This window comes from Celeribacter sp., from assembly GCF_048266405.1.
GTDB lineage: Bacteria > Pseudomonadota > Alphaproteobacteria > Rhodobacterales > Rhodobacteraceae > Celeribacter.
On record NZ_JBLWZO010000005.1, the window covers coordinates 28,442 to 52,049 of the forward strand.

At 58.1% G+C, this 23,608-nt stretch carries 20 protein-coding genes and 1 riboswitch; of the genes, 8 read left to right on the forward strand and 12 right to left on the reverse strand.

Annotated elements, in window-relative coordinates:
* Positions 1-64: 64 nt before the first annotated feature.
* On the reverse strand, positions 65-1,345 hold the full coding sequence (locus tag ACN0TS_RS11010) for a Na+/H+ antiporter NhaA (RefSeq protein WP_417259407.1): 1,281 nt from the start codon (positions 1,343-1,345) through the stop codon (positions 65-67).
* Positions 1,346-1,462: 117 nt separating this feature from the next.
* Between ACN0TS_RS11010 and ACN0TS_RS11015 the strand changes: the two genes are divergently transcribed.
* Positions 1,463-2,077 (forward strand): uracil-DNA glycosylase family protein, encoded by a 615-nt coding sequence (locus tag ACN0TS_RS11015; RefSeq protein ID WP_417259408.1) that lies wholly within the window; start codon positions 1,463-1,465, stop codon positions 2,075-2,077.
* A complete protein-coding gene (locus ACN0TS_RS11020; RefSeq protein WP_417259409.1) occupies positions 2,074-2,880 on the forward strand; it encodes an SseB family protein in 807 nt (268 codons plus the stop codon). The genes ACN0TS_RS11015 and ACN0TS_RS11020 overlap by 4 nt, the downstream gene beginning before the upstream one ends.
* A 30-nt stretch (positions 2,881-2,910) precedes the next feature.
* Here ACN0TS_RS11020 and ACN0TS_RS11025 read toward each other — a convergent pair whose 3' ends face one another.
* The 9 genes from ACN0TS_RS11025 to ACN0TS_RS11065 all read right to left on the reverse strand — a co-directional run bounded on the left by ACN0TS_RS11025 (position 2,911) and on the right by ACN0TS_RS11065 (position 13,428).
* On the reverse strand, positions 2,911-3,846 hold the full coding sequence (locus tag ACN0TS_RS11025; RefSeq protein WP_417259410.1) for a 2-hydroxyacid dehydrogenase: 936 nt from the start codon (positions 3,844-3,846) through the stop codon (positions 2,911-2,913).
* On the reverse strand, positions 3,843-4,991 hold the full coding sequence (rodA, locus tag ACN0TS_RS11030) for a rod shape-determining protein RodA (RefSeq protein ID WP_417259411.1): 1,149 nt from the start codon (positions 4,989-4,991) through the stop codon (positions 3,843-3,845). Before rodA ends, ACN0TS_RS11025 begins: the two co-directional genes overlap by 4 nt.
* Positions 4,988-6,907 (reverse strand): penicillin-binding protein 2, encoded by a 1,920-nt coding sequence (gene mrdA, locus ACN0TS_RS11035; RefSeq protein ID WP_417259412.1) that lies wholly within the window; start codon positions 6,905-6,907, stop codon positions 4,988-4,990. The genes rodA and mrdA overlap by 4 nt, the downstream gene beginning before the upstream one ends.
* Positions 6,907-7,446: a rod shape-determining protein MreD gene (locus tag ACN0TS_RS11040; protein WP_417259413.1), complete on the reverse strand. Its 540-nt coding sequence runs from the start codon at positions 7,444-7,446 to the stop codon at positions 6,907-6,909. The genes mrdA and ACN0TS_RS11040 overlap by 1 nt, the downstream gene beginning before the upstream one ends.
* Positions 7,439-8,368, reverse strand: a complete 930-nt coding sequence (gene mreC / locus ACN0TS_RS11045; protein ID WP_417259414.1) for a rod shape-determining protein MreC — start codon at positions 8,366-8,368, stop codon at positions 7,439-7,441. The genes ACN0TS_RS11040 and mreC overlap by 8 nt, the downstream gene beginning before the upstream one ends.
* Before the next feature lie 57 nt (positions 8,369-8,425).
* The gene (locus ACN0TS_RS11050; RefSeq protein ID WP_417259415.1) at positions 8,426-9,463 is read right to left on the reverse strand and encodes a rod shape-determining protein; all 1,038 of its coding nucleotides are present in this window, start codon (positions 9,461-9,463) and stop codon (positions 8,426-8,428) included.
* 228 nt (positions 9,464-9,691) lie between these two features.
* Positions 9,692-11,254 carry a 2-isopropylmalate synthase gene (locus ACN0TS_RS11055; protein ID WP_417259416.1) on the reverse strand — a complete coding sequence of 521 codons (1,563 nt, stop codon included), beginning with the start codon at positions 11,252-11,254 and terminating at the stop codon, positions 9,692-9,694.
* Complete coding sequence (locus tag ACN0TS_RS11060) at positions 11,247-11,510, reverse strand: hypothetical protein (protein WP_417259417.1); 264 nt, start codon at positions 11,508-11,510, stop codon at positions 11,247-11,249. The genes ACN0TS_RS11055 and ACN0TS_RS11060 overlap by 8 nt, the downstream gene beginning before the upstream one ends.
* A 412-nt stretch (positions 11,511-11,922) precedes the next feature.
* A complete protein-coding gene (locus tag ACN0TS_RS11065) occupies positions 11,923-13,428 on the reverse strand; it encodes an MORN repeat-containing protein (protein WP_417259418.1) in 1,506 nt (501 codons plus the stop codon).
* A 158-nt stretch (positions 13,429-13,586) separates the two neighbouring features.
* On the opposite strand from ACN0TS_RS11065, the gene ACN0TS_RS11070 reads away from it, so the two are divergent.
* Entirely contained in the window at positions 13,587-15,245 is a 1,659-nt protein-coding gene (locus tag ACN0TS_RS11070; RefSeq protein WP_417259419.1) for an NAD+ synthase, read from the forward strand.
* A gap of 5 nt (positions 15,246-15,250) precedes the next feature.
* On the opposite strand, the gene ACN0TS_RS11075 is transcribed toward ACN0TS_RS11070, so the two are convergent.
* Both ACN0TS_RS11075 and ACN0TS_RS11080 read right to left on the reverse strand, forming a co-directional pair.
* Positions 15,251-16,201: a 1-phosphofructokinase family hexose kinase gene (locus ACN0TS_RS11075; protein ID WP_417259420.1), complete on the reverse strand. Its 951-nt coding sequence runs from the start codon at positions 16,199-16,201 to the stop codon at positions 15,251-15,253.
* A 171-nt stretch (positions 16,202-16,372) separates the two neighbouring features.
* Positions 16,373-16,801, reverse strand: coding sequence for a metallopeptidase family protein (locus ACN0TS_RS11080; protein WP_417259421.1), 429 nt, complete (start codon positions 16,799-16,801; stop codon positions 16,373-16,375).
* 83 nt (positions 16,802-16,884) lie between these two features.
* On the opposite strand from ACN0TS_RS11080, the gene gltX reads away from it, so the two are divergent.
* From gltX to trxC, 5 genes are all read left to right on the forward strand, one after another.
* Positions 16,885-18,207, forward strand: coding sequence for a glutamate--tRNA ligase (gltX, locus tag ACN0TS_RS11085; RefSeq protein ID WP_417259422.1), 1,323 nt, complete (start codon positions 16,885-16,887; stop codon positions 18,205-18,207).
* Between the two features lie 150 nt (positions 18,208-18,357).
* Positions 18,358-18,451, forward strand: a riboswitch (glycine riboswitch).
* Between the two features lie 155 nt (positions 18,452-18,606).
* Complete coding sequence (gene gcvT / locus ACN0TS_RS11090) at positions 18,607-19,734, forward strand: glycine cleavage system aminomethyltransferase GcvT (protein ID WP_417259423.1); 1,128 nt, start codon at positions 18,607-18,609, stop codon at positions 19,732-19,734.
* A 24-nt stretch (positions 19,735-19,758) separates the two neighbouring features.
* Positions 19,759-20,130, forward strand: coding sequence for a glycine cleavage system protein GcvH (gcvH, locus tag ACN0TS_RS11095; RefSeq protein ID WP_417259424.1), 372 nt, complete (start codon positions 19,759-19,761; stop codon positions 20,128-20,130).
* Positions 20,131-20,208: 78 nt separating this feature from the next.
* Entirely contained in the window at positions 20,209-23,055 is a 2,847-nt protein-coding gene (gene gcvP / locus ACN0TS_RS11100) for an aminomethyl-transferring glycine dehydrogenase (RefSeq protein ID WP_417259425.1), read from the forward strand.
* 91 nt (positions 23,056-23,146) lie between these two features.
* On the forward strand, positions 23,147-23,608 hold the full coding sequence (trxC, locus tag ACN0TS_RS11105; protein ID WP_417259426.1) for a thioredoxin TrxC: 462 nt from the start codon (positions 23,147-23,149) through the stop codon (positions 23,606-23,608).

Here is a 23,608-nt window from a genome sequence, read left to right on the forward strand (position 1 = left end):
ACGGGGGCAATCTGATGATTGCCCCCGTTCAATTTTTCGAGATTGCCGGCGAAACGCGGTTTGTTTAGCCGTTTTGTTTTTCGACCCTGCAGAGTTTCCCCGCAATAATGGAAATCGCTGCCGCAGCGAAGGAGAACAAAGCCCCCATTTTGGCGGCGGCTTGCACGGGTGTATCGCCCAGCATCACATCTGCATCAAAGGCCACGGAGGCGATGAACAGAGACACGGTAAAGCCGATGGCGGCAACACAACCAATGACGAAGAGGTCAATAGTGCGCATCCCTTGGGGCAGGCCGAGTTTGAGAATATGGGCGGCAAAGGCTCCCATGACCAAGATGCCAAGAGGTTTGCCGATGATGAGTCCACCAAGAACGAGCCACGTCGGATCACCAATCGCGTTAAATTCCACACCCGCGTTGAGCAGACCGAAGAAGAACAAGATCACCTCGACAGGCAGTTTCAACTTGTGTTCGATGTCGTTGAGCAGGTCCGACAGGTGCTGTTCTGCGGAGGCGAAGATACCGAAGGCGCGGTCCGCGTGCGGGATGGTCGGTACGATGGGCAACAGGCCAAGTGCAGGGTGAATACCCGCACGCATAAAGCCATACCACGACAGGCAGCTTGCAATCAGGTAGGGCCAGAAGCCAAGTTTTTGGCGGACCCAAGTGGAGTTCGGGCGCAGCTCATTGCCGCGATCCATTTTGCGTGGCAACCAGTTGGCCAGAACAAACACGGCAACAGCGGCAGCGATCGATAGCAAAAGCCACTGCACAGCCAGTTCACCCGTTGGGTAAAAGACCGCAAGGATCACAAGGCCCGCAGCGTCATCGGCAATGGCCAAGAGCAGCAAGAAGCGAACTGCAGGGTGGCCTGCACCAAAGACAATGCGACCAACGAGATAAGAGAACGCGATGTCGGTTGCGGTGGGAACGGCCCAACCGTTTTTAACTGCGTCGAAGGTGTCCGATCCCAAGATTGCGGCGAGACCGAGATAGACAAAGATCGGTCCAAGCATACCGCCGGCTGTGGCGACCAGCGGAGTGGCGGCCTTTTTGCCGCGCAGCGAGCCATTCTTGAGAATGACGGCTTCCCAGACCTCTTTGGCGGCGATGGCAAAAAACAGTGCCATGAGCAGGTCATTGACGAGGTAATGCAGAGTCAGGGTGCGCGACACATGGCCCTGACCGTCGTCATGCAGATGCCCGATAAAGAAATCATTCGCGATCGGGAACTCCACAAAGGCATGATAGGATGCGGGGTCAATGTTGGCCCAGATGAGCGCCGTAATTGCGCCAAAGATCAGCAACAACGAATAGTTGGTTACAAAATTCCAGACCTTATACATGTCTTTGATCCACCCCTTTTTGACAAGTTTATAACGGGAATACTGGAAGGGGCGGTGCAGGGCAAGCGACTAGCGAGGTGGTTCGGGAGATGCTGTGCGCCTTATGCGGTGCGATGGATGGATTTCGAACGCTCTGCGCGGTATGACCGTCCTATGTCACTGTCCCAAGAGATTAAAAACTGTCGTTTATGTGCCGAGCGATTTGCTGCTACAGCCTCGGCTCATACGCCGCGGCCCGTGGTCTGGTTTCGCCCCAATGCACGGATTGTGATCGCGGGGCAGGCCCCCGGGGCGCGGGTCCATGAGAGCGGGACACCCTTTACCGATCCGTCGGGTGATCGGTTGCGCGACTGGATGGGGGTAGATGCGTCCACCTTTTACGACCGTGACCGCATTTCAATCGTACCGATGGGCTTTTGCTTTCCGGGATATGACGCCAAAGGGTCAGATATTGCCCCACCTGTCCTGTGCCGCGAGGCGTGGCATGATCGCGTGATGGCCGAAATTGGCGATGTGCCGCTGATCCTCACGATTGGACTGCACGCGATGCGTTACCATTTGGGCACAAAAGGCGCGATGACCGACACCGTGCGCAACTGGCGCGACTATGCGCCCCGCGCCTTTCCCTTGCCTCATCCGTCGTGGCGCAATACGGGTTGGCTAAAGAAAAATCCGTGGTTCGAAGGTGAGGTTTTGCTCGCCTTGCGCGCACGGATACAGGAGGTTCTATGAACGATACGTCGACAGCCCCCATTGAGACTGCCATCGACCATGCTCATGCCGCGATGACGGCCTCTCCGGACGACGACAATGCGCGTCTGCGGTTTTATGAACGTGTCGCCGATGCGGAGTTGTTCCTCTTGCTTGAGGAGGCTCCCCAAGACGACGCCCCCGTCACGCCGCGCATTTTCCCTGTCGAGGACACACAATTCGTGCTCGCGTTTGATCGCGAAGAACGCCTTGCTGCTTTCGCAGGCTCGGTGCCTTATGTGGCGCTATCGGGACGTGCGCTGTCCGAAATGTTGAGCGGGACGGGTCTTGGCCTTGGCCTCAATCTCTCTGTCGCGCCCTCCGAAATGCTCCTGCCGCCCGAGGCCGTAGAGTGGTTGAGCGATACGCTTGGTGCCGCACCGACAGAGACCGAGGCCACGCCTGAGGAAATAACGCCGCCGCATGGGCTGCCCGAAGTTCTCATCACCGCATTGGATCAAAAGCTCGCGATCACGGGCGGCTTGGCGCGGCTCGCCTATCTCGCGGGCGTGTCCTACGAGGGCGGCGCGAAATCGCATATTCTCGCCTTTGTGGACCATGTTCCCGGCTCTGAAGGGGCTTTGGCGAAACTGGTCTCTGAGGCGCTGATCTTTTCGGGGGTGGAGGCTGGTGCCCTTGATGTGGCGTTTTTCCGTCCGTCTGATCCGGTCTGTGCAGCACTCGCACGTCATGGGTTGCGGTTCGACTTGCCTGAGCCTGAGGCTCTCAACACGGGGCCATCCGCGCCGGGAATGGATCCGTCAAGCCCCCCGAAATTGAGATAGGATGGTTGCGTGAGATAAAATGCGGGCGCGTCAGTAGCCCGCTTTTTTGTCGACCTCATGCAAAAGCGGTGCGCCAGTCTCGCTGCGGCGAATGTTGTCCGCGATAACATGAGACGCCGTCTCTGGGCGCGTTTCGGCAGCAATGTGCGGCGTGACTGTGACGTGCGGATGCGACCAGTAGGGATGCGTGGCGGGCAATGGTTCGGCGCGAAACACATCAAGCGTTGCATGCCCGATGTGGCCAGTATCAAGGGATGACAATAACGCGTCATCGTCGATCAACGCCCCTCGACCGGGATTGATGATCACAGCGCCCTTGGGCAGGAGTGCAAGGCTCTGCGCATTGAGTGTGTTCTCCGTTTCTGGTGTATTGGGCAGGAGCGTCACAACGATCTCGGCGTGGCGCAACACGTCACGCAATCCGTCTGCTCCGTGCGCGCAGGTGATCCCTGCGATCTCCTTGGGTGAGCGCGACCATCCGAACGTTTTGAACCCGAACTCCGCGAGGGCCGTCGCACAGAACTGCCCCAAGGCCCCAAGACCCAGAACGGCAACCGTGCGATCTCGGGCGAGGGGTGGAACCACCTGATCCCACACGCCACCTAGTCCGAGAATATGTGCGTCCATGCCAAGATGATGACGCATCACATGCCCCACAACATAATCCCGCATTCCAAGCGCCAACCCGTCATCGACCATGCGGCACAGTGGTTGGGTCAGTGTCGGGTTGGAGACGATCCGCTCGACGCCTGCCCAAAGCGACAACACGGCCTTGGCGCGGGTGAACGGGGTGAAATCGGTCAGCGTCTTGTTGGGCGCGTAGATGATGTAATCGACGGTTTCAGGATTGTCGGTCTCGCGCGTGATCTGCGCGTCGATGCCCGCTTCGGCGAGGGCATGGGGCAGGGCGGCGCTATAGGCAGGCCAAAGCCGATCAGGTGCGGAAAACAAGAGTGTCAGCGTCATGAGCGGCCTCTTGGGCGATGGACGTGCGCGGACTGAACTATGCCAAAGGCCGCCATAAGAACGAGCATCGCCGAGCCTCCATAGGAGACGAGCGGCAGGGGAACGCCCACGACAGGGGCCAAGCCCATGACCATCGACATATTGACCGCAAAGAACAAAAAGAAAGTCGCGGCGATCCCGATAGTGACGAGAGATCCGAAACGGTCAGAGTTGCGCATGGCGGAGACAATGCAAAACACGATGATTAACGCGTAGAGCAACAGCAGCGAGAACCCTCCCAGAAACCCGAACTCTTCGGCCAAAGTGGTGAAGATGAAGTCGGTGTGTTTCTCGGGGAGGAAGTTCAAGCGGCTTTGGGTGCCCTGCATGAACCCGCGGCCCGTCCAACCGCCCGAACCAAGCGCAATCTTGGCTTGCGAAATGTGATAACCCGCGCCTAAGGGGTCGGAGGAAGGATCGAGGAAGGTATCAATCCTGCGGTATTGGTAGTCCTTCAGCAACTGCCATGTGGTGCCGCGTGAGGCGAAGACAGCAGCGACAAGGCCACTGACCATGGCGGCCACTGCTCCGAAATACCATAGCGACACTCCCGCCGCGAACATCACAATCGCGCCGCCAATGACCAACAGGATAGAAGTCCCGAGGTCAGGCTGTTTGAGGACCAGAAAGGTCGGCACCATGATGAGGATGACGGGAATGGCCACATAGATTGGACGCGAGACTTTCTTGATATCGAGCCAATCATAATATGCGGCCAAAAACATCACGAGGGTGACTTTCATCAACTCCGAGGGTTGCAGCCGCATAAACCCGAGGTCAATCCACCGCTGAGCGCCCATGCCAACATCGCCAAAAAACTCCACAACTAACAGGAGTACGAACGACAGGATGTATCCAAGGCCGGCAACGTTGCGCCAGAAATAGATCGGCACCATTCCGATAAAGAGCATCAGGGCGATCCCAAGTGCAAAGCGCTTCATCTGGGGTTCTGCCCACGGCGTGAGCGACCCACCTGCGTTGGAATAGAGCATGATAAACCCGACTGACGCGACTGCCGTGAGTAGCACGACCAAGGCCCAATTGACGTAAAGCACTTTGGATAGGCCCGTTGGGACCGTCTTCATATTGCTTTCAAGATAACTCATGCGCGGCTCTTCTCGGTGTCTGCCTCGGGGTCGTCGCGCAGAGGCAAGGTGCGGAATCGTTCGCGGATCGTACCGCGTTGCGAGGACGGATAGCTGTCAAGCGGCGGCACCGAGCCATGCAGGGCAAACAGCATCAGATCGCGTGCAATGGGAGCGGCTGTCGATGATCCGCCGCCGCCATGTTCGACTACGACCGAAACCGCATAGCGCGGATTGTCATAGGGCGCATAGGAGACGAAGAGGGCGTGGTCGCGCTCTTCCCACGGGACGTTGTTGTTATTCACAACTTTGTTGCGCACTTGGCTGGTGCCCGTTTTCCCCGCCATTTGTAGTGTCGCGTCCGCGATCCGTGACCGATAGGCCGTGCCGCGTGACGAATTTGTCACCTCATACATGCCCTGACGCACGGCACGGAGCATGTTTTCGTTGATATCCAGTTTGTCGCCGCCGAGTATTTCCTGTTCGACCCCGTCGATGGATTTCACAAGGCGCGGGATTACTTCACGTCCTGACGCAATGCGAGCGGTCATGACGGCAAGTTGCATTGGAGTGGTCAGCACAAAACCTTGCCCGATAGAGGCGTTCAGACTGTCACCGATCACCCATTCGGCACCACGTTTTTGGAGTTTCCACTGTTTATCAGGCATTAGGCCGGAACTCATCCCCGGCAAGGGCAATCCATAGCTTTCACCAAGGCCGAGCTTGCGACCCATCTCGGCGATTTTTTCAATACCTGCGCGTTGGGCCATCTCGTAGTAATAGACATCACATGAATGGCGCAGCGATCCGACGAGGTTAACATTGCCGTGGCCAGCGCGTTTCCAACAGTGGAACCTGCGCCCCCCCACCTCGGTATGTCCTACGCAACGCACGGTTTCATCGGGGGCGACGACGCCCGCCTCAAGGGCGGCCAGTGCCGTGACCATTTTGAATGTAGATCCCGGGGGGTAGGCCCCTTGGACAGACTTTGAGGGCAGAGGTCGGTATTTATTCTCCAGTAAAGCGCTATAGTCTGCCACCGAAATACCGCGCACGAACTGGTTAGGATCAAAGGCGGGGGTTGATCCCGCAGCCATAACATCTCCCGTTTCAATATCCAGAATGACAGCCGCGGCGCTTTCTCCTGCAAGACGGGCCTGCACAAAATTCTGCATTTTGTGATCGAATGTCAGTTGAATATTTGAACCCGGAATCCCCTCTTGGCGGTCGAGCTCGCGGATGATCCGGCCGCGCGCATTTTGCTCGACACGTAACGTGCCTGCCTTGCCTTTGAGTTGATCTTCCAACGTGGTTTCAACACCTGTCATACCGATTTGGAAATCTGGAATGCGGTAGATCGGATCGACCACTTCCATCTTGTCCAACTTGTCTCGGGTGACGGCGCGGACGTAGCCAACCGTATGGGCGAAATCCTCACCGAGCGGATAGTGACGGGTCAGGCCCACTTCGGGTGTCACTCCCGGAAGCGCGGGGCCGTTGGCCGCCACGGCGGAAAAGGCTTCCCAAGACAAGCGGTCGGCAATGGTCACAGGGGCGGATGGTCCTGCTTTACGCAATCCTTCGCGCACGCGCTCCTGCTCGGATTTGGGCAGATTTATGAGGTGCTCCAACTCTGCCAGAACCTGATCGATCTGGTTTGCATCCTCTTTGCGGATTACGATGCGAAATGTTTGTTCGTTCTCGGCCAATGCCACACCGTTGCGGTCGTACAGGAGGCCACGAGCCGGCGGTAAAAGGCGGACCTTGATGCGGTTGTCCTCGGCCATCAGGCGGAATTCGTCAGCTTGCTCGACTTGCATATAACGCATTCGCAGACCCAAAAGGCCCATAAAGCCAAGCTGCGCGCCACCCAGCAACATTGCGCGACGCGATATTTTGCGGGCCGAGAGGGCTGTTTCTTGCGGAGAGCGACGCATTAGACTTGTCCCCGCAATTCATCGGCCTCAGCGGGAGTGAGACGGCGTACGCCCAAAACGAATGTGGAGATCAGGACCACAACCGGATAAGCAATCAGGGTCGAAATTTGTCCCGAGATGACAAGGCCTAATGAGGTGAGATCGACCATGAATACAGCAAGAACCGCACGGTAAACTACAGCCATTGCAAGCATCACACCGCTGACCATCATCCATTCTACGAAGAAGGGCATATCGCGGGAGGTTGCTTCGCGGGTGCGTAAAAATTCGAGAGCGATGACGCAGAGCGCGGCCCACAGGCCAGGAGGGCGCAAGAACATAAAGTCACAGATCAAAAAGATCGGCGCGGCTAACCATAGCGGCATCCAAGCGGGACGGCGCAACACCCATGCAAAGGCAAAGGCCACGATCAAGTCCGGCCCGGGCCAACGGGCCGTGCCGACATGCAACGGCAGAATATAGATGAACAAGGAGAATGCCGAAATCGCCACAAACAGGAGACGATGCGACCACCGATGAAGCGTATGAGGATCAACCATCGGTCGCCTCTTCGTCTTGTGTGTCGGTCTCTTCGGTGTTTTCCGCGAACGGGGTGAGTGGCTCTGGCCCGACAATCAATGCGCCGGGGTCGACGATTTTTTCGCCCTCATGGGTGCGCAAAACCCTAAGGTAATCGAGGCGTTCGTAGTCTGCTGACAGTGCGACTCTCAACCGACGGTCCGGACCCAATGCCACCTGACCGATCAACAGACCGGGGGGGAAGACGCCGCCATCGCCCGATGAAACAACCCGATCGCCCGGGCGCACCAATTCGGGGCTTTCGATGAACTCAAGTGGTGGCCGTGGGGAGTTGTCACCCGCAAGGATCGCGCGTTGTCCCGAGGGCTGGATAGCGACGGGCAAGCGCGAGTTGCTGTCGGTCAACAAGATTACACGGGCGGTATTCTCGCCCACGCCAGAAATCCGTCCGACCAGACCGACACCGTCCATCGTCGCCCAGCCGTCCATAATGCCGTCCCGCGCGCCAACGTTCAAAACGACTGACTGGCGAAAAGGTGATCCGCTGTCGGCCATGACCACGCCTGTAACGTAGGTGTATTTCGGGTCGATGCGCACTTGGTTCAGGTCGAGCAGCTTGGCGTTCTTTTGCTCTAACTGAAGTGCGGCTTCTTTCCATGCGGTCATCTGGCGCAACTCGCGGCGCAACTCTTGGTTCTGTTCGTAGATGCGTTGATAGCTTTGAAAGCCTTCGACCATGCCGACAAATTTCGTCACAGGCACCAAGGCCCATGAGAAGGAGGGAACGAAGGTGTCAACGAGATTTGCACGGATGCGTTCGACGCGCGGGCTGTCGATCCGCCACAAGACAAACAGGGCCAAAAACACCAACACCAAAAGGCCGACCAGCAAACGCCGGATCGGGCGGACGTAGTTGTCCGATGTGTTTTTGTCTCTAGCCACGATCACCTCTTATGCTGTGGTGACCCGATGCCCCTGAGGGGAGATGGGCGCCCAGTATCAGCTGTCGTAGTCAATTACATGACGGAGCTGCTTTTCAAACTCCAAGGCCTTACCCGTGCCCATAGCCACACAATTGAGCGGCTCATCGGCGACCGAAATGGCCAGACCTGTCTGTTCGCGCAAGGCCAGATCCAGATCGCCAAGCAAGGCACCGCCACCCGTAAGCATCACGCCACGGTCTACGATGTCGGCGGCGAGGTCGGGCGGGGTCGTTTCAAGCGCTTGCATCACCGCTTCGCAAATCTGCTGTACGGGTTCGGCGAGAGCTTCGGCCACTTGCGCTTGTGTGATCTCGATTTCTTTGGGAACACCGTTGAGCAGGTCGCGCCCGCGGATGGTCATGACCAAGCCGCGCCCGTCGTCGGGCATACGTGCCGTGCCGATGGTGGTTTTGATCCGCTCGGAGGTGCCTTCGCCGATCAGCAGGTTCTGTTGACGGCGCAGGTAGGCAATGATGGCGTCATCCATACGGTCGCCGCCGACGCGTACAGAACGCGCATAGACGATATCGCCGAGGGACAAAACGGCCACCTCGGTGGTCCCGCCACCAATGTCGACAACCATGTTGCCCGTCGGGTCGGTGATGGGCATGCCCGCGCCGATGGCGGCGGCGATAGGCTCTGCGATCAGACCGGCTTTACGGGCCCCTGCGGACATCACCGACTGGCGGATCGCGCGTTTCTCAACGGGGGTCGCGCCGTGTGGGACACAGACGATGATCTTGGGCTTGGAGAATGTCGTGCGTTTGTGGACCTTGCGGATGAAGTGCTTGATCATCTCTTCGGCGGTGTCGAAGTCGGCAATCACACCATCACGCATCGGACGAATGGCTTCAATCGAGCCGGGGGTTTTCCCGAGCATGTGCTTGGCATCTTCGCCAACAGCGAGCACTTGCTTGCGCCCGTCCTTGACATGATAGGCCACAACAGATGGCTCATTGAGGATCACGCCTTTGCCTTTTACGTAGACAAGTGTGTTTGCGGTGCCGAGGTCAATCGCCATATCCGCTGAAAAAAGTCCCGAAAAACCCGCCATATTGCCCCTAATGTCCTTCACTCCGACATGGGAGAGAATCTCCCACACCGAAGGTCTTATAAGAGGGTCTGGCCCTATGGAAAAGGGTCGCTTTCGAGCAAGGCGGCAAAGCGCCGCCACTTTTGCGTGACGGGTCTGTGAGACGCGCCGTCAAAAGTGAGCAGGTCGGTCACAAAAATGGCCACCCCGAAGGATGGCCATTATCGTTAAACCGTGCAGTCGAGCGTCTTAGCTTGCGTCGGTGTATTTTACTTCTTTGACATCCGCCCCGGGGGCGGATTTTTCGCGGCGCACCAACAGGCGGTTGAGCGCATTGATATAGGCCTTGGCCGAGGCCACAACCGTATCAGTGTCGCTCGACTGACCCGTAGCAATCTTGCCATCTTCCTCAAGGCGCACAGAAACGGTGGCCTGTGCGTCGGTGCCTTCGGTTACAGCGTGCACTTGGTAGAGTTGCAGGCGCGAGGACATCGGGAAGATTTCTTTGATCGCCTTGAAGGTCGCGTCCACTGGACCGTCGCCCGTCACATCCGCAGATTTCTCGACGCCATCGACGTCCAGAACCATGACGGCCTGTTGCGGGCCTTCAGTACCACAGACGACCTTGAGCGATTTGAGTTTCACGTGGTCGTTCTGCTCGCCGCCAGCCGCATCGCGGAGCAGGGCGATCAGGTCGTCGTCAAAGACTTCTTTTTTGCGGTCGGCCAATTCCTTGAACCGCACAAAGACGTCTTTGAGTTGATTGTCGGCAAGCTCGAAGCCCAACTCTTCGAGTTTGGCACGCAAGGCCGCGCGGCCTGAGTGCTTGCCAAGCGGCAACGAGGTGCCCGACAGCCCCACATCAGCGGGGCGCATGATCTCGAAGGTTTCGGAGTTTTTGAGCATCCCGTCTTGGTGGATGCCGCTTTCGTGGGCAAAGGCGTTCTTGCCGACAATCGCTTTGTTGAACTGCACAGGGAAACCCGACACCTGCGCCACGCGACGCGAGATGTTCATGATCTTTGTCGTGTCGATGCCTGTGGAGTACGGCATGATGTCGCTGCGCACCTTGAGCGCCATCACGACTTCTTCGAGCGCCGTGTTGCCCGCGCGTTCGCCCAAGCCGTTGATTGTGCATTCGATCTGGCGTGCGCCTGCTTCGACAGCGGCCAAAGCGTTGGCCGTGGCCATGCCGAGGTCGTTGTGACAGTGGGTCGCAAACACGATTTCGTCGGCACCGGGCACACGCTCGAGCAACATTTTGATGATGTCGGAGCTTTCGCGCGGGATCGTGTAGCCAACGGTGTCGGGAATGTTGATCGTGGTCGCCCCAGCTTTGATCGCGATTTCCACCACGCGGCACAGGTAATCATGCTCGGTGCGGATCGCGTCCATTGGCGACCATTGAACATCGTCGCACAGGTTGCGTGCATGGGTCACGGTCTCGTGGATTTTGTCGGCCATGCTGTCCATGTCGAGCGCCGTGATGTCACGGTGCAATGGCGAGGTGCCGATAAAGGTGTGGATGCGGGGGCGGGCTGCGTGTTTGACGGCCTCCATGCAGCGGTCGATGTCTTTGAAACTCGCGCGGGCGAGGCCACAGATCACCGAATTCTTGGAGTTTTTGGCAATCTCGGACACCGCGTCGAAATCGCCTTCGGAGGCGATCGGGAAACCCGCTTCGATGATGTCTACGCCCATCTCGTCGAGCAACGTTGCAATTTCGAGCTTTTCGTCATGGCTCATCGTCGCGCCGGGAGATTGTTCGCCATCGCGCAAGGTCGTGTCAAAAATCAGGACTTGGTCAGACATATCGTGCCTCGTTTAAATGTATGTTGTTGGCGCGGGCGTCTTTGCCGCTATCGCCGGAATTGGTGTTGCCGTGCGGCGCGATCAGGAGGACCGTGGCCTTCGCTTTGGCGCGGGGGCGGTGGGTGTGCCCCTCGGGGACAATGACCGGATCGACGCCTTCGTAATCCATGATCGGTTCACCCTCAAGCGTGAGAGCGAAATCATTAGATGTCTTATGACAGAGAGACGGGAATTTGCCCTGACGTGTCGCAGCCATGATATGGCTGTTTGTGCGGGCTGATACGTGTATGGAAGCCCGGCAAGCATCAAAAAGCGTGAGCTTTTGAGCAAGGGTAACAGGTGTCATAGGATCGTGTCCTTAGCTATTGATTTGCGTGGTTTTGGAGCGGCGCAAAGTGTCAACCTCTGAGCATCGCGCCGAAGGCACGCTCAGAGGCAGCTAAGAAGGAGAAGACGCGCACGGGCGCAACCCGCGCAAAGGCGCGGTTGGGCAAGAGCGATATGTGCGTTTGTCATCATGTTTTGAACTATAGTCACGCGAACCTTAATGAAAACCCCCAAAACCAACTTTTTGCAGGTGATAGACGCAAGCCTATGGCGCGGAACATTGCGGCTAGGCGCGTATTCCTGCGTAAACCCATGTTTGGGACTTTATATATAAAGCGTCGTTATTGGGTGTCGGCAGGCGGGTCTTGCGGGGCCGCTTCATCTGGCGTGGTCTCGGGCGTCGTGGCATCAGACACCTGAGAGACCAATGCGCCATCAGCCCATTCGCCGGAGGCCACTTCGCCCGAAGCATAGGTGATTGTCCCTTTGCCTTGGCGTTTGCCGTCCGCGAACATGCCCTCATAAATGTCGCCATTTGCGTAGGTGGCGCGGCCCATGCCGTTGAATTCACCGTTCGCCCATTCGCCCGTATAGGTGAACCCCGAGGGCATTACGGCTGTGCCTTGTCCTTCGCGGCGGCCCGCGACGAAATCACCCTCGTAGACTGTGCCATCGGTGTAGGTTGCTTTGCCTTTGCCCTCACGTACACCATCGATCCAGTCGCCCTCGTAGACGAAGCCGTCGGTGTAGGTCATTTTTCCTTTGCCGTGATTGCGCGCGTTTTTGAACTCGCCTTCGTAGATCAGGCCATTGGCGTATTTCGCCGTGCCCGTTCCCTCGATAATGCCGTATTGCCAGTCGCCTTCGTAGGTGGTGCCCGACGGATAGGTGATCATACCTTTGCCGTGGCTGAGATCGTCGAGGAATTCACCGACGTAGACCGAGCCATCTGGATGGGTGACGCGTCCGTTGCCCTCAATGCGGCCTTCGGTCCATTGTCCTTTGTAGGTGTAGCCATCGGTGCCCGTGTAGGTGCCAATCCCATGACGCTTGTCATCGACAAAGGCACCCTCGTAGACATCGCCGTTGGCATAGGTGACTTTGCCTTGCCCCTCGCGCTTGCCATCTTTGAGATCGCCCACGTAGACATCGCCGTTAGGCTGCGTGATGGTGCCTGTGCCGTTGCACTGGTTGTCGGCCCAAGTGCAATCAAACACCAACCCGTCAGGCATGGTCAAAACGCCCGCACCCGAGCGTTGATCATTGGCGAGATCGCCAACATAGGTGGCGCCCTCGGGGTAGGTGATGGTGCCTTTGCCCTCTTTGACGCCATTGACCCATGCGCCTTCATAGACATAACCGGAAGGGCTTTCCATGCGCCCTTGACCGTGGTGGTTGGCGGCGAGAAAGCCGCCCTCGTATTTGACGCCATTGGCATAGACCGCAACGCCGGAGCCGGTGGCTTCACCCTCGACCCAATCGCCCTCATAGGTGCCGCCATCTGCATAGGTGATTTGGCCAAAGCCGTGGGGCTTGCCTGCTTCAAAAGCACCCTCATAAACGGAACCATCGGGATAACGCGCGAGGCCTTCGCCTCTGATCTCTCCTTCAAACCATTCGCCTGTGTATTCAAATCCGGAGGGGAGGCGGTAGGAGCCAACACCGTGTTGAACGCCGTCCTTGAACGTGCCCTCATAAATGCCGCCTTGATCGTTTTGACGGGTGATCACCTCGCCTGCGTCTTGTGCGGACAGTGGCGTCGCCGAAAGAGAGATCACGGCTCCCAAAACTGCAAATGATGTGAGAAATGTCGCGCGTTTCACCTGTCGTACCCCATAGTTGGTCATAGCCCGTTGCGCGCCCTCAATAATGGACCGCGTTCAGGTCTTGCCGTTGGCGCAAGCGTAAAGGGGTCAGCACACATGAGCAAATGTTTTTGCCGTGATCGGCTTTCCCTTGCCGCACAGTCTGATAAACCGAACACAAATGAGCAAAGGCGTGCAATATGAGCGATACATTCCGTCTGACGATGGCCCAGTTGAACCCGACCGTTGGCGCGATTGACGCCAATGCCGATGCCGTGCGGGCCGCTTACGCGGAGGCCAAGGCGGCTTCGGCGGATATGGTGGTCTTTCCCGAGCTGTTCCTGATAGGCTATCAACCGCAGGATTTGGTGAAAAAGCCCGCTTTGGTCAACGCCGCAATGGCCAAGATGGACGAGCTTGCAGCCCTCACCGTCGATGGTCCCGCCATCGGGGTCGGTGGGCCATATGCCTATGGTGACGCGCTTTATAACGGGTACTGGATTTTGGCTGAGGGCGGTGTGAAGCAGGTTCTGCGCAAGCACCGCTTGCCCAACTTCAACGTCTTCGACGAAAAGCGCCTGTTCTCCGAAGGCCCGCTTGAAGGTCCGTACGCCATTGGCCCCATGCGGATCGGATCGCCTATTTGCGAGGATGCGTGGCATGAGGATGTGGCGGAAGCCCAAGTCGAAAGCGGCGCTGAAATTCTCATCGTGCCAAACGGCTCTCCGTATTTCCGCAATAAATTCGATGTGCGCTTGAGCCATATGGTGGCTCGCGTCACTGAGAACGATGTGCCACTGGTCTATCTCAATATGGTCGGCGGGCAGGATGATCAGGTTTTTGATGGTGGTTCATTTGTTCTGAACCGCCACGGCAAGCCCGCGCATATTCTGCCCGTGTTCGATGAATGCCTGCGCCACGTGGATTTCACCCGCGAGGCGGAAGGCTGGGTCGCAAGCGAGGGCGAGATCACGCATCATCCCGATGAATGGGAACAAGATTACCGCGTGATGGTCGAGGGTTTGGGCGACTACCTTGGCAAGACGGGTTTCAAAAAGGTCGTGCTTGGGCTGTCGGGCGGGATTGATAGCGCGATTGTGGCGACGATTGCCACGGATGCCTTGGGCGCGGAGAATGTGCGCTGCGTGATGCTGCCATCGGAATACACCTCGCAAAGCTCGCTTGATGACGCCAAAGACATCGCGCAGCGGCTTGGCTGTCGCTATGACTTTGTGCCGATCTCCGAGGGGCGCGATGCGATCACCCACACGCTTGCCTCGTTGTTCGAGGGACGCGATGCGGACGTGACCGAAGAAAACGTCCAGTCGCGTCTGCGCGGTTTGCTGTTGATGGCGATCTCGAACAAATTCGGCTCGATGTTGTTGACCACGGGCAATAAATCCGAAGTCGCCGTCGGCTATTGCACGATTTATGGCGACATGAACGGCGGCTACAATCCGATCAAAGACCTCTACAAAACCCGCGTGTTCGATCAATGCCGGTGGCGCAACGCCAACCACCGTCCATGGATGAAGGGCCCTGCGGGAGAAGTCATTCCCGTGTCGATCATCGACAAACCCCCCTCAGCGGAACTGCGTCCCGATCAGCGCGACGATGATAGCCTGCCGCCCTATGAGGTGCTTGATGCGATCCTTGAAGGGCTTGTGGATCACGACGAAAGCGTCGCCGATCTGGTGGCCAAAGGGTTTGAACGCGAGACGGTCAAGCGGGTCGAGCATCTGCTCTACATCTCCGAATACAAACGCTACCAATCCGCACCCGGACCACGCCTGACCCCTGCCGCCTTCTGGCTAGATCGACGCTACCCCATTGTGAACGGATGGCGCGATAAGTCCTAAACGGGCTAGATTTCGGATAGCTCGCAGTCGGGCAGCAGTGTCATAACGTCGCTCGCATTGCATAGTTGTGTGCCTGCGGTGATCACTGCCGCAGAGGCCGCCGCAGTTCCCATTGCAAGCGCATGGACAAGCGTGTCGCCACGGGCAACCGCCATGCAGAACGCGCCCACGAAACTGTCTCCTGCGCCCACTGCGGAGACAACGTCCGCAGGGTCAATGGCGCGAGAGCAATGCCAACGCCCGTCTTTGTTGACTAATGTCGAACCGTCCGAGCCGCGGGCGATAATGACGTTCTGCGCCACGCCCTGCGCTACAAGCTCAGAGGCGAAATCAGCTGTATCCGTGCGTTTGAGCAAAGGGCGGTTGGCCAGATCCTCGGCCTCGACATCATCCATGCGCAGGACAAAGGGTCCGACCGCCGATGTGGCCAAGGCATGGAGCGGCGCGCCAGAGGTGTCGACAAAGAGGTCGCATGATTTCGGAGTCAAAATGCTTTGGAGTTGTGCGGTGAAGCTCGCAGGAACGCCGGGCGGTTGAGAACCGGAAAGCACCACAAGTCCGCCTTTGGGCGCAGCGGCTTCAATAGCATGAAGCGCGTCACTTACCGTCGCGCGATCCCACACAGGGCCGGGCATCACAAACCTGTATTGCTCTCCCGTCGAGGCGTCAGTGACGGCGATGGATTGTCGGGTGTCGCCCGTCACATTGAAGGCCGTGAATTTGACATGTTCGGCGGCCAATAACTGCAACAGCCGTGCACCCGTTTCACCCCCTGCGGCGATGAAAGCCGTGCTTTTCCCGCCCAGAAACTTGATGGCACGCGAGACGTTGATGCCGCCACCACCCGGGTCTGCGGTGGGCGTATCACACCGAAGTTTCGGTCCAGATGTGACCTCGGGTGCCACCGTGGACAGGTCTACGGTTGGATTGAGTGTGACCGTCAGGATATCAGCCATGAGCGCGCTCCTGTTTCTTATAGAATCGTTGACGCCACACTATACATGACCGCGCCAGCAACCTTGATGCAAATCACAGCATTGCGCAGATGTTGATCTTTCCTTTGAAAATATTGCAGCGACAAATAGGTCAAGTGACGAGAAGGGCTTGCCGAGGGTTTCGCCATCAGATCAATCGACGACCCACCATTTGTCGATGGTTGCGATATCCTCGTCCGACCATCCGAAATGATGGGCTAACTCGTGGATGGTCACGTGAGCCACCATTTGCTGTAGCGTCACATTCCCCCGCATCACCCATTCGTCTAAAATCGGTCGGCGAAACAGCCAGATCGTGTCGGGCGCGGTGGCCTGATCCATCACCGATTTCTCGGTGAGTGGAATGCCCGTATAGAGTCCCGTCAATTCAAACGGATCTTCGATCCCGATCTCGCCGAGCAAATCCTCAGGTGCGAAATCCGATACGGAAAGCGCGATTTGCGAGGCCAATACTTTGAACGCAGGCGGCAGGGCCGCAAGGGTGGCGTGGGCGATGTCCTCGATTTGATCAAGGTCGGGGGCAATGGCGTCGAGTGGGGTGTGGATCGGGGTGTCAGACATGGTCAAACCTTATGAACAGGGGCCCGCCCGATATGGACTCTTTGCCCACAATATGAAAGAGCAAGCGATAACAGGAGATAGACATGACCGTCACACGTTTCGCCCCCTCGCCAACAGGCTACATCCACATCGGCAACCTGCGCACTGCGCTGTTCAACTTCCTCATCGCTCGCAAAAGCGGCGGCCAATTCATCTTGCGCCTCGACGATACAGATCCCGAGCGCTCGAAACAGGAATACGCCGATGCGATCATGGAAGACCTCGAATGGCTTGGTCTGACATGGGACCGTTTGGAAAAACAATCCGAGCGCCTTGATCGTTATAATCAGGCCGCCGATGAGCTGCGCGCTAATGGTCGGTTTTACGAGTGTTTTGAGACACCCGTGGAATTGGATCTCAAACGCAAGAAGCAACTCAACATGGGCAAACCGCCCGTATACGACCGCGCCCATCTCGCGCTGTCGGAAGACGAAAAGGCCAAACTGCGCGCCGAGCGTGGCGATGGGGTCTGGCGGTTTAAGTTGGACCACGAGCGTATTGAATGGACCGACGGTATCTTGGGCGACCTTTCGATTGATGCCGCGTCCGTGTCCGACCCCGTTCTCATCCGTGCCGACGGTCAGTTCCTCTACACATTGGCCTCTGTGTGCGACGATATCGACTACGGCATCACCCATGTCGTACGCGGCTCCGACCACGTCACCAATACGGCAACGCAGATTCAGATCATCACCGCCTTGGGCGGCACGGTTCCGGCCTTTGCGCATCACTCGCTTTTGACGGGCCCTGAAGGTGAAGCGCTGTCCAAACGTCTCGGCACCTTGTCTCTGCGTGATTTGCGGGCCCAAGGGATCGAGCCGATGGCGCTTCTGTCGCTGATGGCACGCCTTGGCTCGTCTCAGCCTGTCGAGTTGCGCAGCACAATGGAGGAGCTGATCGAAGGCTTCGACATTTCCACCTTTGGCTCGGCTCCGACCAAGTTCGACCCCAAAGACCTTTTGCCGCTTTCGGCACAGGTCAACCACACGCGTCCGTTTGCCGAAGTCAAAGACGAGGTTGCCGCCCTTGGCGTGCCTGCCGATCAGGCCGAGGCCTTCTGGACCGTTGTGCGTGAAAACATCACCGTTAAGGCCGACATGGCCGGGTGGTGGGAGCTTTTCCGAGACGGCGCGACGCCGCTCGTGGATGACGAGGATAAGGACTTCATCGCCCAAGCCTTCGCCATGTTGCCGCCCCATCCTTACACGGACGAGACATGGAAAGAGTGGACCACTGCCGTGAAGGAGGCCACTGGCCGTAAAGGCAAAGGGTTGTTCATGCCTCTGCGCAAAGCCGTGACGGGCATGGAGCGCGGCCCCGATATGTCGAGCGTGATGCCGCTGTTGCAAAAAGCGCCGTCGCTTTAAGCGAATAAGATACGCGCTGCTCGAAACTGGCGCAAAATGTCTCAAGCCCGCCCTCGCCACCTGCGCGACGGGCGGGTTTTTTCAACTTTGGTTTCCGATAGGAAACTTGCCTCTTGCCCCGAATCTGGCGCTCGCATAACGTCCGCGAAACATCTCGTGTTGGGAGAACGGAAAGGGCAATGCCCCCGTGCCGAAGGAGCAACCGCCCCGGTAAACTCTCAGGCAACAGGACCTTCGCGGGATCAAAACTCTGGAGAGTGGTGTCATGCGCACCCGCCGAAGGGATAACGATCTCAGGCGCACAGGACAGAGGGGGCATCGGATAGGGGATTTCCCTGTTGTGATGTCGGTTGATCTGTCACCGACGAGGACGTCCCGTAGGGTTGGAAAGAGGATGACATGACGACGTTGAGCCGCACGCCACTTTATGATTTTCACGTGAGCCAAGGGGCCAAAATGGTGCCTTTTGCGGGTTATGAGATGCCCGTGCAATATCCGCTTGGCGTGATGAAAGAGCATCTGCATACGCGCGCGCAGGCGGGGCTGTTCGACGTGAGCCACATGGGGCAGGTCATGCTCACCTCTGACCAAGGTGTCGAGGCGATTGCTCTCGCGCTTGAGGCCCTTGTGCCCGTATCGATCACTGGGATTGCAAAAGGGCGTCAGCGCTATGGTGTGTTCACCAACGATGAGGGCGGTATTCTCGACGATTTGATGATTGCCAACACGGGCGAGGCGTTGTTCCTCGTGGTGAACGCGGCCTGCAAGGGCGCGGATATTGCTCATCTCAAAGCCAACTTGCCTGCGCATATCACAGTCACTGAGATCACCGACCGTGCGCTGTTGGCGTTGCAGGGCCCAAGCGCCGAAACGGCCCTTGCTCGCCTCGTGCCTGCCGTGACCGAGATGCGGTTTATGGATAGCCACCGCATTGAGGTAAACGGCGCCGAATGGTGGATTTCGCGGTCGGGATACACGGGCGAAGACGGGTTTGAAATTTCACTGCCCGCTGATTTGGCCTCTGAATTTGCCGCAACGCTTTGCGAGATGGAGGAGGTTGCCCCCATCGGTTTGGGCGCTCGTGACAGTCTGCGCCTTGAGGCCGGGCTGTGCCTCTATGGCCATGACATCGACACCACCACATCGCCCGCAGAGGGCAACATCGCGTGGGCCATCCAAAAGGTGCGCCGCACGGGAGGGGCCCGTGCGGGCGGCTTCCCTGGCGCGGCGCGTATTCTGGCAGAACTGGACGGGACACCTGAGCGCTTGCGTGTCGGACTTTTGCCGCAAGGCCGTGCGCCGATGCGCGAGGGCACGCCTTTGTTCGCGTCCGAGGACAGCGCCGATCAGATTGGTGTAATTACCTCTGGGGGCTTTGCGCCCTCGCTCGAAAAGCCGATTGCAATGGGGTATTTGCCCACCAGTTTTGCCACGACAGGCACCCAAGTTTTTGCGGAATTGCGTGGCAAACGCCTTCCCGTAAATGTCGCGGACATGCCGTTCCGCCCCTCAACCTACAAACGCTAAACCTATCGAAAAGGGATCTCCCATATGGCCGACGATATTAGATTTACCGAAGAACACGAATGGCTCCGTATTGAGGGCGATATTGTCGTCGTCGGTATCACCGAACATGCCGCAACCGCGCTCGGCGATGTTGTGTTCATCGAACTGCCAGACGAAGGCACAACGGTCTCCAAAGACGACGAAGTTGTTGTGATCGAGTCGGTTAAAGCCGCCTCAGACATTCTTGCCCCGCTTGATGGGGAAATCGTCGAAGTGAACGAACCGCTCGCCGAAGATCCCGGTAAGGTCAACGAAGACCCGCTTGGCGATGCGTGGTTCTTCAAGATGAAAGTCGATGACCCGTCGGCCCTCGACGATCTGCTGTCCGAGGCCGATTACAAGGCGCTCATCGGGTAAACCGACGCGCTTTGTCATCCCTTCGGATCATGACATTCGGCCCCATAGACAAAGGCCCAAACCACAGGATTGTTGCCCGTGACCTATACGCCCTCGACCTATAACCCCTACGATTTTGCCAACCGCCGTCACATCGGCCCGTCTCCCGCGGAGATGGATGCGATGCTGACAGCGGTTGGGGCCTCGTCGCTCGATAGTTTGATCGACGAGACCGTTCCCATGTCGATCCGACAGTTGGAGCCGTTGACGTGGGACCCGATGACCGAACACGAAGTGCTCGACCACATCCGCAAGGTCGCAGGGCGTAACACGGTGATGACTTCGCTCATCGGGCAGGGCTACTACGGTACGGCAACGCCACCCGCCATTCAGCGCAACATCCTCGAAAATCCCGCGTGGTATACGGCCTACACCCCGTATCAGCCCGAGATTGCGCAGGGGCGCCTTGAGGCATTGCTCAATTTCCAAACGATGGTCAGCGACATGACGGGCTTGCCTGTGGCCAATGCCTCGCTGCTTGATGAGGCCACCGCCTGTGCCGAGGCGATGACTATGGCGCAGCGCGTGGCAAAGTCGAAGATGACCCATTTTTTCATCGACGAGAATTGCCATCCGCAGAATATCGAAGTGATGAAAACCCGTGCCGCTCCGCTTGGCATTGATGTGATCGTGGGCCATCCCGATGATCTGAACCCGAGCAAGGTGTTCGGCGCGATTTTCCAGTATCCAGGGACATTTGGCGAGGTGCGTGACTTCACCCCCGAGATCGCCGCGCTGCATGAGGCAAAAGCCATCGCGATCATGGCGACAGATCTGATGGCGCTGACCATGCTCAAGGAACCGGGCGCGATGGACGCCGATATCGCCGTCGGTTCTGCGCAGCGTTTTGGCGTGCCGATGGGCTTTGGCGGCCCACACGCGGCCTTTATGTCGTGCAAGGACGGCATAAAGCGCGCCATGCCCGGACGGATTGTTGGTGTATCGATCGACAGCCGTGGCGAGCGGGCCTATCGTTTGAGTCTGCAAACCCGCGAGCAACATATTCGCCGCGAGAAAGCCACCTCCAACGTCTGTACGGCTCAGGCGCTCTTGGCGGTGATGGCCTCGTTCTATGCGGTGTTCCACGGTCCTGCGGGGCTTCGTGCTATCGGTGAGCGCATCCACTTTAACGCCGTGCGTTTGGCCAAGGGGCTCAAGGCCGAAGGCTTCGACGTCGCGCCCGCCGCATTCTACGATACGATCACGGTGACTGTCGGCGCGATGCAGGGGGTGATTTTGCGCTCTGCTATGTCCGAGGGGTTGAACCTGCGCAAAATCGGCAAGAACCGGATCGGTATCTCGGTTGATGAAATGACAACCCCCGAGACGATTGAAAAGGTCTGGCGGGCCTTTGGGCACGAGGCCAAGGCGGATGAGGCCCCAACAGCGCTCGGCTTCCCTGACGCCTTGGTGCGTGAGAGCGATTATCTCACCCATCCGATTTTCGGCATGAACCGCGCCGAGGGCGAAATGATGCGCTATATGCGCCGTTTGGCCGACCGTGATCTGGCTCTTGATCGGGCGATGATCCCACTTGGCTCTTGCACGATGAAGCTGAACGCCGCTGTTGAAATGATGCCGATCACGTGGCCAGAGTTCAACGCGATGCACCCCTATGCGCCCGTTGAACAGTCGCAAGGCTACGTCGAGATGATCGACGACCTGAGTGCGAAGCTCTGTGAGATCACGGGCTATGACGCGATGTCGATGCAGCCCAATTCGGGCGCGCAGGGCGAATACGCGGGTCTGCTGACAATCATGGCCTATCACCGTGCCAACGGGCAGGGTGAGCGCAACATCTGCCTCATTCCCGTCTCGGCGCACGGCACCAACCCCGCTTCCGCCCAGATGTGCGGGATGAAGGTTGTGGTGGTGAAATCCGCGGCGAACGGCGATATCGACGTGGATGATTTCCGCGCCAAGGCCGAAGCCGCGGGAGATAAGCTCGCCGCTTGTATGATCACCTATCCCTCGACCCACGGCGTGTTCGAGGAATCGGTGAAAGAAATCTGTGATATCACCCACGCCTTTGGCGGTCAGGTCTATCTCGACGGCGCGAACCTCAACGCGCTTGTCGGCCTCGCCAAACCGGGTGAGATCGGCTCCGACGTGAGCCACCTCAACCTGCACAAAACCTTCTGTATCCCGCACGGCGGCGGTGGTCCCGGCATGGGACCGATCGGCGTCAAAAGCCACCTTGCACGCTTCTTGCCCGGCAATCCATTGGGCGGTGGCGACACGGGGCCTGTGTCGGCGGCGAACTTTGGTTCCGCGTCGATCCTGCCGATCTCTTGGGCCTATTGCATGCTCATGGGCGGTGCGGGGCTGACGCAGGCGACGAAGGTGGCGATCCTCAACGCCAACTATATGGCGGCGCGTCTTGAGAGTGCATTCCCCGTGTTGTTCAAAGGTAAACAAGGCCGTGTGGCGCACGAATGTATCATCGACCCGCGTGAGATATGTGATGCGACGGAGACGGGCGTGGATGACATCGCCAAACGCCTGATGGACAGCGGCTTTCATGCGCCGACCATGTCGTGGCCCGTGGCAGGGACATTGATGATTGAACCTACGGAGTCCGAGACAAAGGCCGAGCTAGATCGTTTCATCGAGGCGATGCTGTCGATCCGTTCGGAACTCGCCGCGATTGAGGCGGGCGAGATGCCGCGCGACAACAATCCGCTCGTTCACGCGCCGCACACGGTCAATGATCTCGTGGCTGAATGGGATCGCCCCTATAGCCGCGAACAGGCGTGCTTCCCTCCGGGGGCGTTCCGCGTCGACAAATACTGGCCCCCAGTCGGTCGCGTCGACAACGCTTACGGCGACCGCAATCTGATTTGCTCGTGTCCGCCCGTGGAAAGCTACATCGAAGCGTCTGAATAATGGAAAGGCCCCGATCTCATGGATCGGGGCCTTGAAATATGTGGCTGCGCGTCTCATTTATTCATGAGAAAGAATATGAATGGAGGCTGATATGGCCGCACCCCTTGCAAAAGATGCTGTGAAACTGGCCTGCACCACCTGCGGTCAAATGAACCGTGTGCCCACATCCAAACTCGGCGCTGGTCCGAAATGCGGCACCTGCGGCGATCCTCTTGTCTCTGGCAAGGTGGCTGAACTGGACCCGAAAACGCTCAACGCGGTCGCCAAGAACGATGATCTGCCCGTGATCGTGGACTTTTGGGCGCCGTGGTGTGGCCCGTGCCGCCAAATGGCGCCTGAGTTCGCAAAGGCCGCGCGAAGCCTGAAAGGGCGCGCACGGTTTGCGAAGATCAACACCGAAGATCATCCAAGCGTTTCAGCAAAAAACGGCATTCGGGGTATCCCTGCGCTGATCCTCTATCAAGGTGGCAAGGAAGTTGCCCGCCTTGCAGGAGCGCGTCCCGCTCGCGACATCATCGCTTTCGTCGAACAGAACGCAAAACTGCCGCGATAA